The sequence below is a fragment of the Paenibacillus sp. JDR-2 genome (genome assembly GCF_000023585.1).
In the GTDB taxonomy this organism is placed as follows: Bacteria; Bacillota; Bacilli; order Paenibacillales; family Paenibacillaceae; genus Pristimantibacillus.
This window is the reverse complement of record NC_012914.1, coordinates 976,734-992,060: the sequence shown is the minus strand read 5'-3', so window position 1 is coordinate 992,060 and position 15,327 is coordinate 976,734. Positions and strand designations below refer to the sequence as shown.

At 54.9% G+C, this 15,327-nt stretch carries 10 protein-coding genes; 1 reads left to right on the top strand and 9 read right to left on the bottom strand.

Going from position 1 to position 15,327, the window contains the following annotated elements:
* Positions 1–105: 105 nt before the first annotated feature.
* The 3 genes from PJDR2_RS04330 to PJDR2_RS04320 form a co-directional block, all read right to left on the bottom strand.
* On the bottom strand, positions 106–1,206 hold the full coding sequence (locus PJDR2_RS04330; RefSeq protein WP_015842466.1) for a Gfo/Idh/MocA family protein: 1,101 nt from the start codon (positions 1,204–1,206) through the stop codon (positions 106–108).
* Between the two features lie 13 nt (positions 1,207–1,219).
* Positions 1,220–2,089: a sugar phosphate isomerase/epimerase family protein gene (locus PJDR2_RS04325; RefSeq protein WP_015842465.1), complete on the bottom strand. Its 870-nt coding sequence runs from the start codon at positions 2,087–2,089 to the stop codon at positions 1,220–1,222.
* Positions 2,090–2,264: 175 nt separating this feature from the next.
* Positions 2,265–4,559 carry a beta-glucosidase gene (locus tag PJDR2_RS04320; RefSeq protein WP_015842464.1) on the bottom strand — a complete coding sequence of 765 codons (2,295 nt, stop codon included), beginning with the start codon at positions 4,557–4,559 and terminating at the stop codon, positions 2,265–2,267.
* A gap of 114 nt (positions 4,560–4,673) precedes the next feature.
* On the opposite strand from PJDR2_RS04320, the gene PJDR2_RS04315 reads away from it, so the two are divergent.
* Complete coding sequence (locus PJDR2_RS04315) at positions 4,674–5,903, top strand: helix-turn-helix domain-containing protein (protein WP_015842463.1); 1,230 nt, start codon at positions 4,674–4,676, stop codon at positions 5,901–5,903.
* Positions 5,904–5,959: 56 nt separating this feature from the next.
* On the opposite strand, the gene guaA is transcribed toward PJDR2_RS04315, so the two are convergent.
* From guaA to PJDR2_RS31735, 6 genes are all read right to left on the bottom strand, one after another.
* Positions 5,960–7,495 (bottom strand): glutamine-hydrolyzing GMP synthase, encoded by a 1,536-nt coding sequence (guaA, locus tag PJDR2_RS04310; RefSeq protein ID WP_015842462.1) that lies wholly within the window; start codon positions 7,493–7,495, stop codon positions 5,960–5,962.
* Positions 7,496–7,601: 106 nt separating this feature from the next.
* Complete coding sequence (locus PJDR2_RS04305; protein WP_015842461.1) at positions 7,602–8,462, bottom strand: polysaccharide deacetylase family protein; 861 nt, start codon at positions 8,460–8,462, stop codon at positions 7,602–7,604.
* A gap of 359 nt (positions 8,463–8,821) precedes the next feature.
* On the bottom strand, positions 8,822–11,293 hold the full coding sequence (locus PJDR2_RS04300) for a DUF4129 domain-containing transglutaminase family protein (protein ID WP_015842460.1): 2,472 nt from the start codon (positions 11,291–11,293) through the stop codon (positions 8,822–8,824).
* Positions 11,274–12,770 carry a DUF58 domain-containing protein gene (locus PJDR2_RS04295; protein ID WP_015842459.1) on the bottom strand — a complete coding sequence of 499 codons (1,497 nt, stop codon included), beginning with the start codon at positions 12,768–12,770 and terminating at the stop codon, positions 11,274–11,276. Before PJDR2_RS04295 ends, PJDR2_RS04300 begins: the two co-directional genes overlap by 20 nt.
* Positions 12,767–13,789, bottom strand: coding sequence for an AAA family ATPase (locus PJDR2_RS04290; RefSeq protein ID WP_015842458.1), 1,023 nt, complete (start codon positions 13,787–13,789; stop codon positions 12,767–12,769). Before PJDR2_RS04290 ends, PJDR2_RS04295 begins: the two co-directional genes overlap by 4 nt.
* Positions 13,790–13,877: 88 nt before the next feature.
* Complete coding sequence (locus PJDR2_RS31735) at positions 13,878–15,173, bottom strand: polysaccharide deacetylase family protein (protein WP_015842457.1); 1,296 nt, start codon at positions 15,171–15,173, stop codon at positions 13,878–13,880.
* Positions 15,174–15,327: the final 154 nt, after the last annotated feature.

Genomic DNA, 15,327 nt, shown 5'->3' with positions numbered 1-15,327 from the left:
CGGCATCCATCCCCTTGCGCCTCTGGAGTATTAGCATGATCATGTCTGGCAAAAAAACAAAGGAACCTTCCCGTATAATGGAAGGTTCCAGGAACGGGAGGTTGATTAGAGCTCTACAACTTTTCCTGTTTCAGCCGATTTATAGATCGCTTCTAAGATTTGCGTCACCACGTAAGCCTGTTCGGGCTTCACTAGAGGTTCCGTGTCGTTCAGAATGCATTCCAGCCATTGCCTCGCTTCTTTTACGCCATCCTCTTCGGCTCCGGGGCCGAAATAGGCAATGCCTCCGCTGACGGACGGCTTTGTTTCCACCAGCTGCCCATGCTTCACGCTGTTATAGATGACATCCGACTTGCCCATGACGGAGCTTGCTCTCATCTCCGCTCCGCCTTCCGTGCCGCAGAGCGTTGTCATTGCTTCTCTCGAATCCGTTGTATTTAACGCCCAAGCCGACTCCAGGAAGATCGTAGCGCCGTTCTCCATCTTAATAAAACCGAAAGCGGAATCCTCAACTTTATAGCTTTCCGGGTCCCACGGGCCCAGCATATTGCCTTCGTATTTATCCGCCATCTTATGGAACACGGAGCCGGATACGGATACGGGCTTATAGTTGTCCATGAACCATAACGCCAAATCCAGCGCATGGGTGCCCAAGTCGATCAATGGCCCGCCGCCCTGCTGCTCCTTGTCGAGAAAAACGCCCCATGTCGGAACACCGCGTCTTCGGACGGCATGCGCTTTGGCCACATAAATATCGCCAAGTTCGCCTTCGCGGCAAGCTTTATAAAGCGCCTGGGAATCGTTGCGGAACCGGTTCTGGTAGCCAATCGTCAGCTTCTTGCCCGTTCGCTCCGCGGCATCGACCATTTTCTTCGCTTCGATGGAGTTAATCGCCATCGGCTTCTCGCACATCACATGCTTGCCGGCTTCTAGCGCATCCACGCTAATGAAGGAGTGCTGCAGGTTTGGCGTGAGCACATGAACGACATCGATAGAACCATCCTGCAGCAATTCCTTGTAGTCGGTATAAACCTTGGCGTTCTCCCCGCCAAAGTCCTTGGCCGCCTTTTGCGCACGCTCCTCCACGATATCGCAAAACGCAACCATTTCTCCCAAATGCGGCAGCTTGGCCAGCGACGGCATATGCTTTTGGACGGCGATACCGCCGCAGCCGATGATGCCGATTCTTAATTTTTGGTTTGTCATCTTGTCCCTCCTCCTATATGTACTTTCTGATAATCTCTAAATCTTGGCGGATGCTGGCGAACTTATCGGCTGACTCTCCCTCGTTCTCTACCAAGGCATAACGTACATGTCCCATCGAACGGATCTGCTCATAAACGCCCGCGAAATCGAACCGGCCGGTGCCAAGATCAACAAAATCCTGAGGACCCACGTATTTCTGATAAGCCTCGAACGGACTTTGCATATTGTCGCCTTCCCGCTCCGCCGCCTCCAATATATTAAGCTGGCCTTTAAGCTCGTGAGCCAAATCCTTCTGGTGAATGATATCGCAGCGGTCTCCCAGCTTGGTCAGAACTTGAACGGGATCGAGCCCCGCACGCATCACCCACGCCAAATCGACCTCGAATTTCAGATAAGCAGGATCCGTATTTTCCAGCAGAACGTCAAACAGCGTTTCGTCGCCGATGGATTTGAATTCATGCGCATGGTTATGCAGATAGAACCCGAAGCCGTTATCCTTCATTTTTTTGCCGATCTGGTTCATTTGCTCCGCGGCTCTAAGCGTATCCTCCCGATTGGAAATCCAGACGGATGGCAGCACGATCCGTTCGCAGCCGATCCCGCCGTAATAGCTCATCAAGCCATCCCAATCATTCGCCAGCAGATCTGCCCCCGGTTGCGCGCCTTCGTGAACCGCTATGGCATTAAGGCCAAGCTCCCGGCACTTGTCCCGCAGCGACTCCATCGGAATCTCGTCGATATAACGCGTGAAGGACTTCATGTTGAAGCCGATAAGCTCGATATTCTCATAACCTGCTTCGGCAACCTTTTGCAAAGTGCCGAAGTAATCCTCGCCAAGTTCCCTGTACACCGAAAAAATATTAATGCCCGCTTTAATCGTCATTTCCCTGCCAGCCTCCTAAAAAGAATTGTGAAGCAATTCTTACTTCGTAAGCATCAACCTTCATCTACTCTATCGTGATCGATGATTTATCTTTCATCTGTATCATAACGAACTAGAGCAAAACTCTCTTTCGCGTAACCGACATCATCCTTTTGAATTTCCGCACAACACGATATTATAGTTGATTAAGCTGTGCCAGGAGTCCATCCAGCATCTCGTCCGTAAAAGCACCCTGGCTGAAAGAGACCATCGCCCGCAGCGGCATATATTTCATCATCTCGGCAAACATCTCGCCCATGCCTTCGCCCATCGCGTCTTTCATCGAATCGCTGTCCATCGAAGCGCCCATGCCTGACTGGAAGCTCTGAATGAGCCCTTGCACTACCGGCGCCCGGTCCGGGTCGCTCATCAGATCGGCAAGCAGCGTGCTGCGGTCGACTTTTGTTTTTACTTTAACGGTAGATTCGACGGTAAGGGTATCGCTGAGCGCAATGTCCTCGGAGGAACGCCCGATCAGAATTTCATATTGGCCCGATTCCACATGCCAGTCTTTTACTTGCACGTTGTAATAAGCGAATGAGCGTTTGTCCAGCGTCAGCGTTACCGTCGTTGCCTCTCCTGGCTGCAGGTCGACCTTGGCGAATTGTTTCAGCTCTTTCGTTGGACGCATGACGGTGCTGTCCACATCCCGCACGTACAGCTGCACGATTTCTTTGCCCGCCATGCTGCCGGTATTCTGCACGGTTACCTGTACCTCCAACGTATCCGTGTCCAGCATCTCCTTGCGGCTCAGCAAGAGGCCGGAATAAGCGAACGACGTATAGCTAAGCCCATGTCCAAACGGGAACAGCGGCTTTACCTGTTTCGTGTCGTAATAGCGGTACCCGACAAAGATCCCCTCGCGGTATTCGACGCGGTTGCCTTCGCCAGGGAAGAACAGGAACGAAGGGTTGTCGCTGAGCTTCACCGGGAACGTCTCGGCCAGCTTGCCGCTTGGATTGGCGATGCCAAGCAATACATCCGCAATTGCGCCGCCAACGGCTTGTCCTCCCAAATATGCCTCAAGCACCGAGTCCACTTGGCCAATCCAAGGCATCTCGACCGGGGAACCGTTGAGCAGAACAACCACCACGTTGCTTTGCACGGCGGCAATCGCCTCAATAAGCTGATTTTGATTGGCAGGCATCCGCAGGTGCTTGCGGTCATAACCTTCGGATTCATAACGGTCCGGCAATCCCGCAAAGATGATGGCGGTATCGGCAGCTTTCGCAGCTTCAATCGCCTGTTCCAGCAAGCTCTCGTCGGTATCGTCTCTATCCACATGATAGCCCTGCGCGTACGCAACGGAAGCGGCATCGCCCGCAAGCTTTTGAATTTCCTCTAACGGCACATCAATCTGCGTCGGTTTAATATGGGAGCTGCCGCCGCCCTGGTATCTTGGCTTTTGCGCGAAGGCGCCAATAACGGCTAATTTACGGTTTTGCTGCAGCGGAAGCAGATTTCGCTCATTTTTCAGCAGCACCATCGTTTCCCCGGCAACCTTCCGGGCAAGGGCATGATGCTCCGCACGGTCGTAATCGGCCTCCGGCTTCCTGCTATCCACGCTCATGAAAATGAGGTTCAAAATCCGTTCAACCGCGCGGTCGAGCACCTCTTCGGACAACTGACCGTTCCGTACAGCCGCAACGATTTTTCGGTCGTTAACGCCGCCGCTTGACGGCATTTCCAGCTCTTGACCGGCAGCGAGGCCGTCCACGCGGTTATTATTCGCGCCCCAGTCCGTCACGACAAAGCCTTCATGGCCCCATTCATCTTTCAAAATATCGGTAAGCAGGTAAGAATTCTCGGAAGCATACGTGCCGTTCACTTTGTTATAAGCGCTCATAACCGTCCAAGGCTGAGCCTTGCGTACGGCGCCTTCGAAGCTGGCCAAATAAATTTCGCGCAGCGTGCGCTCATCCACAACCGCATCGACGCCCATCCGGCGGTGCTCCTGGTTGTTCACGGCAAAATGCTTCAGCGAAGTGCCGACGCCTTGGCTCTGAACGCCGTTAATGTGGCTGGCCGCAATCTCGGAGGATAGATAAGGATCTTCGGAAAAATATTCGAAGTTGCGTCCGCAAAGCGGCGACCGTTTAATATTGGCTCCGGGTCCAAGCAAGACGGCGATATTCTCTGCCTGGCATTCTTCGCCAAGCGCTATGCCAACGGTTGCGATCAGCTCGCGGTCCCAAGAGCTTGCCATCCCGGCGGCAGAAGGGAAGCAGGTCGCCGGCACGCTCTCGAAAATGCCGAGATGATCCGTTCCGCCTTGCTGCTTGCGCAGTCCGTGCGGTCCGTCCGTAACCATAATGCTTGGAATGCCTAATCGCTCCACGCCTTTTAGCCGCCAAAAATCGAGGCCCGAGCACATGCCTGCTTTTTCTTCCAGTGTCATTTCGCCGATCAGTGCCTGAATATCGCGCTCCATCTGAAATCCCCCTTTAAGACATCTTCACAATTCTCGCCTTCATTTTCGCATGAATGCGCTTACTTTTATGGTATAATAATCAGAAAAATTGTACCGTTCTGAGGTGGGTATAACGTGGAGCATGCCATTTATTCACGCGATCTTTCTCAATTATGCAAGCTGATTCAGGAGAGCTGCCGCCTTCCCGTTTTTTACACCCATAACAATCGGCTTTCTATAGAGGCAGCTGCCGCAGCTGGTATTCCGTTAAGTCCGCTATTTCCCGATCTGGAGGGGCTGGTTCAATCGCTTCTTACGCCGGAGATGGAATATCCCTCGATTCGTACAACCAACTTTTGGGAGCAGTTTATCATTATCCCCGTCAAGCATGAAACCAAATGCAAGGCTTATATTATAGTTGGCCCCTCCATCGAGGAGCTTCCGCCGGAAGAGCATAGGACCAAGCAGTTGAACGATTATCGAATCCCGTACCGGGAAAAGCCTGACTGGGCCGATTATTGGGAGAGCTTGCCCAAAGTCAATCGGATGCGCCTGCTTCATACCTGCGTGCTGACCAACCTGCTTGTTAATCAAGAGGCGCTGGAAATAACCGATGTGCTTCAGTACTGCTTCAAATACGCGCAGCCACAGGCTTTCAAAAGGGATGTCGAACGGACCCTATCCGCCCATCGGGAGTCGCTCACTTTTCACCAAAGCATGATGGAGGAAAAAAAGTTTTTTAATCTGATCCGGGTAGGAGATCCGGCGGGGCTGATGATCAAATTAGCGGAGTTTTCCTACGATGGGGCTGGCGTGTTATCCAAACGCAGTCCTATCCGCAGTCTAAAAAACCTGGCGATATGCGGTATCGCGCTTGGGATGCGGGCAGCGATTGAAGGAGGCCTATACGAGGAACAGGCTTACATGCTGAGCGATTTGTACATTCAGCAAATTGAGGAGCTTCACGACATCCAGACGGTAAAGGCCGCCATGGAAGGCGCGCTGCTGGATTTTGCGGAGAGGGTCGAGCAATGCCGTATTCATGTTTTGTCCAAACCGGTCAAGGCTTGCCGGGAATACATCTATACCCATCTTTACGAAGAGATCACGGTAGATAAGCTGGCGGCCGTATCGGGGCTGAACAGCGGTTACTTAATGCAACTGTTCAAAAAAGAAACCGGCCAGACCATCGCCTGCTATATTCAAAAGGAAAGAATCGAGGAGGCCAAAAAGCTGCTCCAAATGACCGGAGATAACATCTCGTCTATTGGTTCGCGCTTGGGCTTTTACGATCAGGCGCATTTCATCAAGGTGTTTAAGAAACACGCGGGAACGACGCCGAGGCATTATCGGGCTACTCTATAAAAAAGGGGCATCCCCACAGCCATTGGCTTTGGGACGCCCCTTTCATTAGCTATATTCTATTCCCACTCAATCGTAGCCGGTGGCTTGGACGTTACGTCGTAGACGATACGGTTAACGTTGTCTACTTCGTTAACGATACGAACGGAGATTTTCTCGAGCACGTCCCAAGGGATACGAGCCCAGTCCGCTGTCATGCCGTCGATAGACGTTACTGCGCGGATGCCGACGGTGTACGAATACGTACGAGCATCACCCATAACGCCAACGGACTTCATGCCAGGCAGAGCCGTGAAGTATTGCCAGATCTCACGGTCGAGACCGGCTTTGGCAATCTCGTCGCGCAGAATCGCGTCGGATTCGCGAACGATGTGCAGCTTGTCTTCTGTTACCTCTCCAAGAACACGGATCGCAAGACCCGGACCCGGGAACGGCTGACGGTGAACGATTTCGTCTGGAAGACCGCATTCCGCGCCTACTTTACGAACCTCATCCTTGAACAGTGTCTTCAGGGGCTCAACGAGCTCGAATTTCATATCTTCAGGCAGTCCGCCTACGTTGTGATGCGACTTGATCGTCTGCGCCGTAGCCGTACCGCTCTCGACGATATCGGTGTACAGCGTGCCTTGCGCGAGGAAATCGAACTCGCCAAGCTTAGCGGATTCTTCGTCGAACACGTAGATGAACTCGTTGCCGATAATTTTACGTTTTTGCTCAGGGTCGGTAACGCCTTTCAGCTTGCCAAGGAAGCGCTCGCTAGCGTCGATCTTCACAACTTTCATATCGAACTTGCCGACGAACGTCTCCATTACGCTCTCAGCCTCGTCCTTACGCAGCATGCCGTGATCGATGAACATGCATGTCAATTGATCGCCGATAGCTTTGTGAATCAGCATCGCAACAACCGAGGAGTCTACGCCACCGGACAGACCGCACAGCACTTTTCTATCGCCGACTTGGTTGCGGATATCAGTAATCGTATCTTCGATCCACGATTCCATCGTCCAGTTGCCTTCGCAGCCGCAGATGTTGTACAGGAAGTTACGGATCATTTCGTTGCCGTATACAGAGTGACGAACCTCTGGATGGAATTGTACCGCAAAGAATTTACGGTCAGGATTGCTCATAGCAGCGATTGGAGCATGCTCGGTGCTTGCGTCGACGCGGAAGCCCGCAGGCGGCTCGACTACAAGATCGCTATGGCTCATCCATACCGTTTGACGCGCGTCCAGGCCTTGCGCCAGATGGCTGCCTTCCGCAAAGTCTACTTCCGCTTTACCGTACTCGCGTTTGCCGGCACGCTCTACTTTACCTTCGAGCTGATGCGACATCATTTGCATGCCGTAGCAGATGCCAAAGATTGGAACGCCCAGATCATAAATTGCCGGATCTACCAATGGGGATTTCTCTTCATAAACGCTTGCCGGTCCTCCCGAGAATACGATACCTTTCGGCTGCAGTTCACGGATCCGTTCTACCGAAGTGTTAAATGGCAGCAGTTCGCTGTATACGCCCAAGTCGCGGATGCGGCGCGCGATCAGCTGATTGTACTGTCCCCCAAAGTCGAGTACAATGATAATTTCATTCTTATTCATTACCGAGCCTCCCTCAATTAATGTAGTAATTATATATATAGCCCTTTGGACGAGTCAAGGTAGGGGAGCAGGGCAAAACCCGATTTATGTCGACATTTCGGTGGCATTATTGCAAATGAATGAGATCCGGTACGGTTACGAGCTCCATATTCTTTTCCTTCAACTTGGCAATGACCCGTCCTAGCGCTTCTACGGTCCCTGTCAGATCCTCGCCATCACCACCCGCGGAATGCTGCAAAATGATACTCCCGTTCTTGGCCGCATCCATAATATTGGCGTACACTTCATCGGCGTTTAGCCCTTTCCAGTCCAGAGAATCCACGTTCCAGTTGATGATTTTTTTCTCCATGCTGGCCAGCCAGTTGATCTGATCCTCCGAGACCCCGCCATAAGGAGGTCTTATGAGTGTAGGAAGGTAACCGATGTAAGTCTTGATCAGCCTGTCGGTCTTTTCGATTTCCCCCCTGAATTTCTCGTCGGACAGCTTCAAAAAATTAGGATGGCTGTAGGAATGGTTGCCGATCGCATGTCCATCGCTTACCATCCGCTGAAAAATATCCGGGTTTGCTTCAATCCGGTTGCCCACGACAAAAAAAGTCGCTTTGACGCCGGCCTTTTTGAGTTCGTCCAGCACCAGAGGCGTAAAGGTCTCGTCCGGACCGTCGTCAAAGGTCAGCGCAACGCGCTTTTCCTTGGAGCTGCCCTGCAGCAAAAACGTACTTTTATACTTCTCGCGGAGCTCAGCCAGCGTCAGCGGCTCTTCCTTGCGGACGACATCCTCCGGACCGCCTACCAGCTCGGGCGTATCGTCTTCATTCTGTATTTGAATCGGCATTTCTTCCTCGGAATACGCATTAGGCTCAGGCAGCGAGTTCCTGCCCTGCTCCTTCTCGCGATGACTGGCACAGCCCGTTGCTGATGACATAAGCAGAGCGCCGATAACGAAAGCCGCAAGTAATCGAATCAATGGAAAATCCCCCTTCTGTACGTAATCATGTTGTAGATTTCCATTTTATTAGCATGGCAACTGGCGGGGAGAGTATGCATGCGGGAGGGAAGTGCTACTGCTCATTTGGATGACCAGTTTCGCGGTTGAGTCAGCTTTAAGGTCCCTGAGGGACCTTAAACGTCCGAGCAACTGCTTCTTTTTTGGTGTTAAGGTCCCTAAAGGGCCTTATCTTCTTCAAACTGGTCATTTGGATGACCAGTTTCGTGGTTTCGTGAGATTTAAGGTCCCTGAAGAACCTTAAACTGCAGAGTAACGACTTCCTTTTGGGTGTAAAAAAAGCCCGTCCCCCCGGTTAACTTTCGGGGGACGGGCTTTGATTATTCGGCGGCTTGCACGGTGGCCGCCGAAACGGCTTTGCCGGGCTTGCCGAGCAGCGCATTCATCGCGGCGGCAAGCTGCTCCGGAGGCGGGGCGCTCCATTCGCCCCGCTGCCCGAACCGGGCGGCATCGTCCCAGGCGATGAACCGCCGAAGCGCTTCGGCGCGCGCGCCGGGCATCGACGCCGACACGGCGTCCGCGTACTCGCGCGCGGTATGATGCGGCGGCCGCGCCATCATGCGGCGGCCGAGCAAGACCCACGCCGCGGCGGATACCGCGGCGAACTGCTCTTGCGCAGCGGCGGCGCGGCCTGCGCCATGCGCCGCGGCGTACCGGCGCAGCGCGAGCGCGAGGCGCAGCCGCCTGCGCTGCGCCGCAGCCGCAAGGCCGGCCGCGAAGAGCAGCGCGGCCGCGCCTGCGGCGGCCAGCGCGGCGGGCGAAGCCGCCGCCGCGCCATGGGCGGCGCTCCGCGCCGCCTGCGCGAGGGCATCCGCCCCTCGCGCTACGGCCGAGGCGGCGTGGTCCACCGCCGCCTCAAACTGCGCCAGCATGCCGTCCGTTCCGGCATCGGCATGCTCTGGCGCCCCCGCATCATCGGCAGCTCCACCGGCCGATGACAACCCGTCCGACGCCGATCCCCCGGCGTCAGCACCCGCTGGCCCCAAGCCGCCGGCAAAGCCCGGCGTCGGGTCAAACGGCACCCAGCCAGCACCCGGGAAGTATACCTCTACCCAAGCGTGCGCATCCTTCGCGCGCACGTTGTAGAGGGTCCCGGCTGTGCTGGTAACGTCCGCGCCCGCCGTTGATACCGGCGTGCCGGATACGAAGCCTTTTACCCATCTCGCCGGAATCCCTTCCTCGCGGAGCAGAACAACCATGGCGCTGGAAAAATGCACGCAATAACCGCGCTCCTGCTCAAACAGGAAGTAGTCGACAAAGTCCGCTCCCTTTGGCGGAACCGCGCTGTCCAGCGAATACGTATAGCTGTTCTTCAAATATTGCTCTACCGCTTTCACCTGATCGTAACGGTCGGTCCGTTCATCTCCAACGATCTTGTCCGCCAGCGTCTTCACACGGTCCGGCAAAGAATCCGGCAGCTGCAGGTAATCCGACAGATCCGTCTCCTCTGTTTGCGTAAGCGCCGCGGTTTCTCCCGCAAAGGCGGAGCTGTCAGTCTCCCGCAATAAGGAAGTATCCGTTAGGGGAAGCCGGCTCTCTACGGTATAACGCTCCACCTGCGCTTCCTTATCCGCCGAATACAGAGCGCCCGCCAGCTCATCCTCCACATACGTGCTTAATTGCCGATTGGGATCAATCGCCGAGAGGCTAAGCACACGTCCCCCGCTCCCCGCGAAAAAGAGCGGCAATCCCTGCGAAGCCGAAGGCTCGGTCATCACTACCGTCTGCCGGATGGTCCGGTTATCCCCGGAAGTACCGACGGCAAGCTCGGACAGCTTATCTCCGTATTCCACCGGATGCAGCACCTTCCCGCTCCAGCTGCTGTCCCAGCCTCGTCCGTTATAGACTGCCTTGGATTCACCTCTCCAGTAGGTCTGAACCGGCGAAAACCCGCTGAACACTATCGTATCGTCCTGGGATAGGGAAGCCCCAAGCTCCCGGTCGTCGAAGCCATATCCGGTCATGCCTCGGCCTTGCCCCGCCGTACCAATTGCCGCCTGCATGGCTGCCGAATAATTCTCCTTGCCAAGCTCCGCCATCGCCTGTTCGAGCCGGTTCGCCGCGTTTACGGTCCATGCCGAAGGCTCCGTTTGCCTAGGCTGCCCGCTGGATAACAGCATTCCGACGCCGACGCATAAAAGCACCAGAAATTCGCCGGCAGCCAGCCATTTCGGATGGAGCTGGCGGTCGAATTCGCTGCCGCCGCCCTGCATCCGCCTTACTCTGGCCATCGTTACGACGGCACCTAACAGCAGGCCCTCCGCGGTTGTGCGAAGCAAACCGTTAAACACGTCGATTCCAACCCAGGTATGAATAATCAACAGGTAAGAGACCGTGATTGCCGTCAGTCCAAGGGCAACCTGCCTCATCCATACAAGCGCCTGCAGCGCAGGAGCCAGCATAGCCCAGCCTACGAACAGCAGCAGCGTCCTCAGCTCGCTGGTCATCGTCCACATGCCGTAAGTGAACAGCTTTTTAATATCTCCGGCCAGCATGCCCGGGTAGTTCGCAAGCCAATGCAGCGCGCTTTCGTCATTTCCTTTAAATAGAAGCATGATCGTCATGACGCATAAGAAGCCGTTCATGATGAGCGACATATACCAAGCCGGGCGAAAAAGCCCCATAACCATCACGCAGCCGACCACCGTCAGCAACGGGCCAATCTGGTATACATCCGCCCATTCCTTGTAATGGAGCCATGGCAGCAGCCATTCGGCCAACAGGCCAAATAACAATACGGTCGTCAGTGCCCGGAAGCCTATCGACCCGTTATCAGGAGTGGAGTCTCGCATGCTGGCCGCCTCCTTCCGCCGTTTGCGTCGGCCGGTTCATCATATCCGGATAAGCGAGCCAGTTGACGGACATTCCCGCCTCTTCCAGAAGACGCTGCTGCTCGCGCATTGCAAACGTCAGAACCGATTGCTTCGTGACGACATGCAGACGGATTCTGCATTGCTGATCGGCCGCATAGGCGGCAAGCTGAATCCAGCTTTGACCGCTTCTCCAGTCCGCGGTATAGACATGGATTACACCGCCGGGCTTCAGACTGCCAAGCTCTGTCCGGAGGCTGTCAACGGAGACTGCCGCTTTCGCAAGCTTCAGCTTCGCTAGCCGTTCCAGCAGTTGGTTAGCATGCTGACCAGCTTGGCCGCCCCGCTTATGCTTCTCTTTTGCCCCTGTACCAGCAGCCCCTGCCAAGAGCCGGACATCGCAGCCGTCCGCTGCCGCATGTTCAATCCCTCTTGCGAGCCATGCCAGAGAGACGTCAAATAGCCGCCCGTCATGATTAAATGCAGCGCTGTACGTATCCGCGATCATAATAATTTCGGCCGGCTGCTCGAGCAGATGCTGCTTTGTGAACATCCCCCGCCCTTTGGCCGCAGCCCGCCAATTAATATGCCGCATCGAGTCCCCTTCCCGGTACGGTCTGCTGCCTGGTCCAATTCCGGCTTGCTGCAGCAGCCTGTCCGCGGTGATGTCGCTGATCTCTCCGCCGTCGCTTATAAAAGCAGCCGACGAATCGCCCGATACCTGTTCCGCCACAGCTCCATGCAATTGTTCTGTCCTGCGCCTTTGCTGCTCCGGAAGGGCGGGGACGGCTACTAAGGTACCCGGACAATCCAGCTTTTTGTGAAAAGCCGTAAGTCCAAGCCAATCGCCAACCGTTACGGTTACCTGGCCGAATTGATGCTCCCCGCGCCTGACGGCAAGAACGGAATAACTGATCTCCACCTTTTTTCGCAGCAAAGGCGCCACAAGGTAACGATAGTCCAAGCGCGTCTTTTTTGCCGTGCTGGTATTGGTCATTCCGTCGTGAACGGCTATCCATACAAAAGGCACGAAGGAAGAACGCTTCAACGTCAGCCGTATAACCGCCTCGTCGCCGTCTTTGATTTTGGGTTCCGGGATAACCCGGCTGACCGTAAGGCCAAATGTCGATAGCAGCGGCATAACAATGGATAACAACGGAAGCAGACTCAGTACAATCAGCATAAAAGTCTCTACCGCCCCGCCCCGGGTAAACATGCCGGCCAGACTCAGCAGCCAGCCGGCCGATATGAGGAGCCAGGCTCCCCAGCGCGTGCGGTAAACCGAAGGGCGCGCAGACTGCACCGGTTCTTCTACAACCGCTTCCTGCGCTCCCGTTCCGGTCTTTCCTGCTCCGGCCGGCTTCGTTTTATTGCCAGTCGATTGCGGGAAGCCTTGTGCCGGCTGTCCTTTGGCCGCTTCCGCCATCATGACATTCGAGTCGTTTCCCTGCGTCTTCATTTCTGCCTCCCTGCGGCTTGACCGGGGGCAATAGACGCGGGCAATGGCGTACTTCTCATAATCCGGACCAATGCTTCGGATACCTGTCTTCCCCCGGCGCTTACACCGTTTAGCCGATGGGCCAGCACAGCCTCTCCGGTGGCAAACAGATCATCCGGCAGCACGTATCTTCTTCCCTCTACGTAAGCTCTTGCTTGTGCCGCGCGCAGCCAATCGCGTCCCGCGCGCGGACTTAATCCCAGCTCGAGCTCGGGCGCGCGTCTAGTCGCATCCGTCACCTTTGCCATATATTCGAGCAGTCCGGGATGGACATGCGCCTGCCTTACCTCGCGCTGCATCCGCAGCCACTCCTCCAGCATAAGCACAGGACGCAGCTGATGAGGCTCCAGCCTCGAGCCGGACGCATACTGCTCCAGCATTTTCGCTTCGTTTTCCATGGACGGGTAGCCAATGGACAACCGCATCATGAAACGGTCCAGCTGCGCTTCCGGCAGCGTGTTGGTCCCTTCATAGCTTAACGGGTTCTGCGTGGCAATAAGCACAAACGGCTCCGGCAGCTTGCGGGTCTCCCCTTCTACGCTGATTCTCCGCTCCTCCATCGCTTCGAGCAGCGCCGATTGCGTTCGCGGCGAAGTCCGGTTAATCTCGTCGGCCAGAACAATGTTCGCCATAATCGGCCCCGGCCGGTATACAAGTTCGCTGATCCGGCTGTCCCAGACCGCTCCGCCGATCACATCCGCAGGCAGCATATCCGAGGTGAACTGGATTCGCTTGAACTCTCCGCCCAGCACGCGGGCAAAGGCGCCCGCCAGCATCGTTTTCCCCACGCCCGGCACATCCTCCAGCAGCACATGGCCGCCGGCCAGCATAGCCGTGAGAAGCTGGGTAACCGTTTCTCTTTTTCCCAGCAAAACCTGATCTACTCTATGAATAAGCCTTTGCAGCAGCACCTGCGGCGGCTCCGGCCAAGACTGCGCTTCCGCTCTTCCCTGCAAACCCTCGAATTTCGGCACGATCATCTCTACCATCGACCTCCTGAAAAATAGCTTCTCTATCTTTCAGTATCGCCACGTGCCTCTCTATTTAGACCTGCTAGACGGAAGACTGCTAGATGGAAGACTGCTCGACCCAAATCTCTCTTTTATCCGTTGTAACCGTTATTCTGCTTATACCAAAATGAAACCGCTGAAGCGTCTCTCTTAACGGCACCATAATCCGGCTTGGCAGAGACGTTCCGCTGCCTCCTACTTCCGCGGCCGTCCAGCTTGCGCTTTGATTGTTTACCATCGCTTCAACGACACCGATTGCCATGTCGAGACGGATAATGCCATGAAGCCCTAAAGCCAGCTGGCGCAGAGGAACATTAATCGTGCCGTTAAACATCCTGTAATCCTGCGGGGCGAAAGGAATGTCTTCCCCGCCGGCATGAATGATTAAGCTTTGGGTATTCTGCTCGGTTAGGTTAGTTCTCGTCCGGGTCGTATATTGAACGAGAGTCTGCGTCTCCATAGCCGTTACCTTGGGACGTTTCCACTTCATCGATGGCGAGAGGCGGAATTGGATTGGCTTAACCTGGTCGGTTAAGACCGCGAACTGATACCCTTTCTTTTTGAAGAAATCGATCACTTCCGGCAGCGCCTTTACCGACTCCCCATGGATGGAGCTGTCATGCATCAGCACAACGACTTTGCTGGATAATCTGGAGCCTTTAACGGTATTTATAATCTCTTTGGCCGGCACGCCTACCCGCGTCGAATCGCCGCTGTCCACGTTCCAGTCGTTGACGATATATCCGGCCTTGGCAAGCGCATCGTAATACCCTTGGTCAAAATTCCCAAATGTGCCTCCCGGCGCTCGCAGCAGATTGGTCCGTATCCCCGTCACTTTATAGATTTCATCGTCGGTATCCATAACCTGCTTGGCGAATGCGGAGAAGCTGCTGTACAGCTCTTTATAGACATGATCGTACGTATGATTACCGATAGCATGGCCTTCCTTCGCGACCTGCCTAGCGATATCCGGATACTGCTTCACTTCCTTGCCCAGCATAAAAAAGGTTCCCTTCACGCCCTCCCGCTTCAGGATGGCAAGAACCTCCTTTGTCTTCTCGCTTGGCCCATCGTCAAACGTCAAATAGACGGTTGGCTTGGCTACCGCTGTTTTCGCTTCCTCCGCGCTATAATTAACCAGCTGATCCGCTAGAATAGGACTGCCCGCACCTTCTTCCTGATGCACACCGGCTCCTTCCGCGGAGCTCCCGGCAGCCGCAGCTACCTCGCTCGCCAGCCCCGCATGCGCCAGCTCGCCTGCAACCTCCCCCTGATCCTCCGTTACCGGACCGGCTCCAAGCAGCCCAAACCATAACACAACCAAACATAATCCCGTCTGCACCAGCAATCGCATCTCGTTTGCCACCCTTCTCTACTCTCGTAAGTAATCAAACTAGTAGAGTATATGAGCGGCAAATCTAGCAAATGCCCCGACAATCATTAATTTCGTATATCGTTTTGCCTGACGCGCAAACAAAAAAGACGGGCCCTCAGGACCCGTCTTCCGT

What these genes read in the sequence shown, in the direction of transcription:
- PJDR2_RS04330 (WP_015842466.1), bottom strand. Translation starts at nt 1,206, where the DNA reads ATGACAAACCAAAAATTAAGAATCGGCATCATCGGCTGCGGCGGTATC.
- PJDR2_RS04325 (WP_015842465.1), bottom strand. Translation starts at nt 2,089, where the DNA reads ATGACGATTAAAGCGGGCATTAATATTTTTTCGGTGTACAGGGAACTT.
- PJDR2_RS04320 (WP_015842464.1), bottom strand. Translation starts at nt 4,559, where the DNA reads ATGGAGCGCGATATTCAGGCACTGATCGGCGAAATGACACTGGAAGAA.
- guaA (WP_015842462.1), bottom strand. Translation starts at nt 7,495, where the DNA reads ATGAATAAGAATGAAATTATCATTGTACTCGACTTTGGGGGACAGTAC.
- PJDR2_RS04300 (WP_015842460.1), bottom strand. Translation starts at nt 11,293, where the DNA reads ATGCGAGACTCCACTCCTGATAACGGGTCGATAGGCTTCCGGGCACTG.
- PJDR2_RS04295 (WP_015842459.1), bottom strand. Translation starts at nt 12,770, where the DNA reads ATGAAGACGCAGGGAAACGACTCGAATGTCATGATGGCGGAAGCGGCC.
- PJDR2_RS04290 (WP_015842458.1), bottom strand. Translation starts at nt 13,789, where the DNA reads ATGATCGTGCCGAAATTCGAGGGTTTGCAGGGAAGAGCGGAAGCGCAG.
- PJDR2_RS31735 (WP_015842457.1), bottom strand. Translation starts at nt 15,173, where the DNA reads ATGCGATTGCTGGTGCAGACGGGATTATGTTTGGTTGTGTTATGGTTT.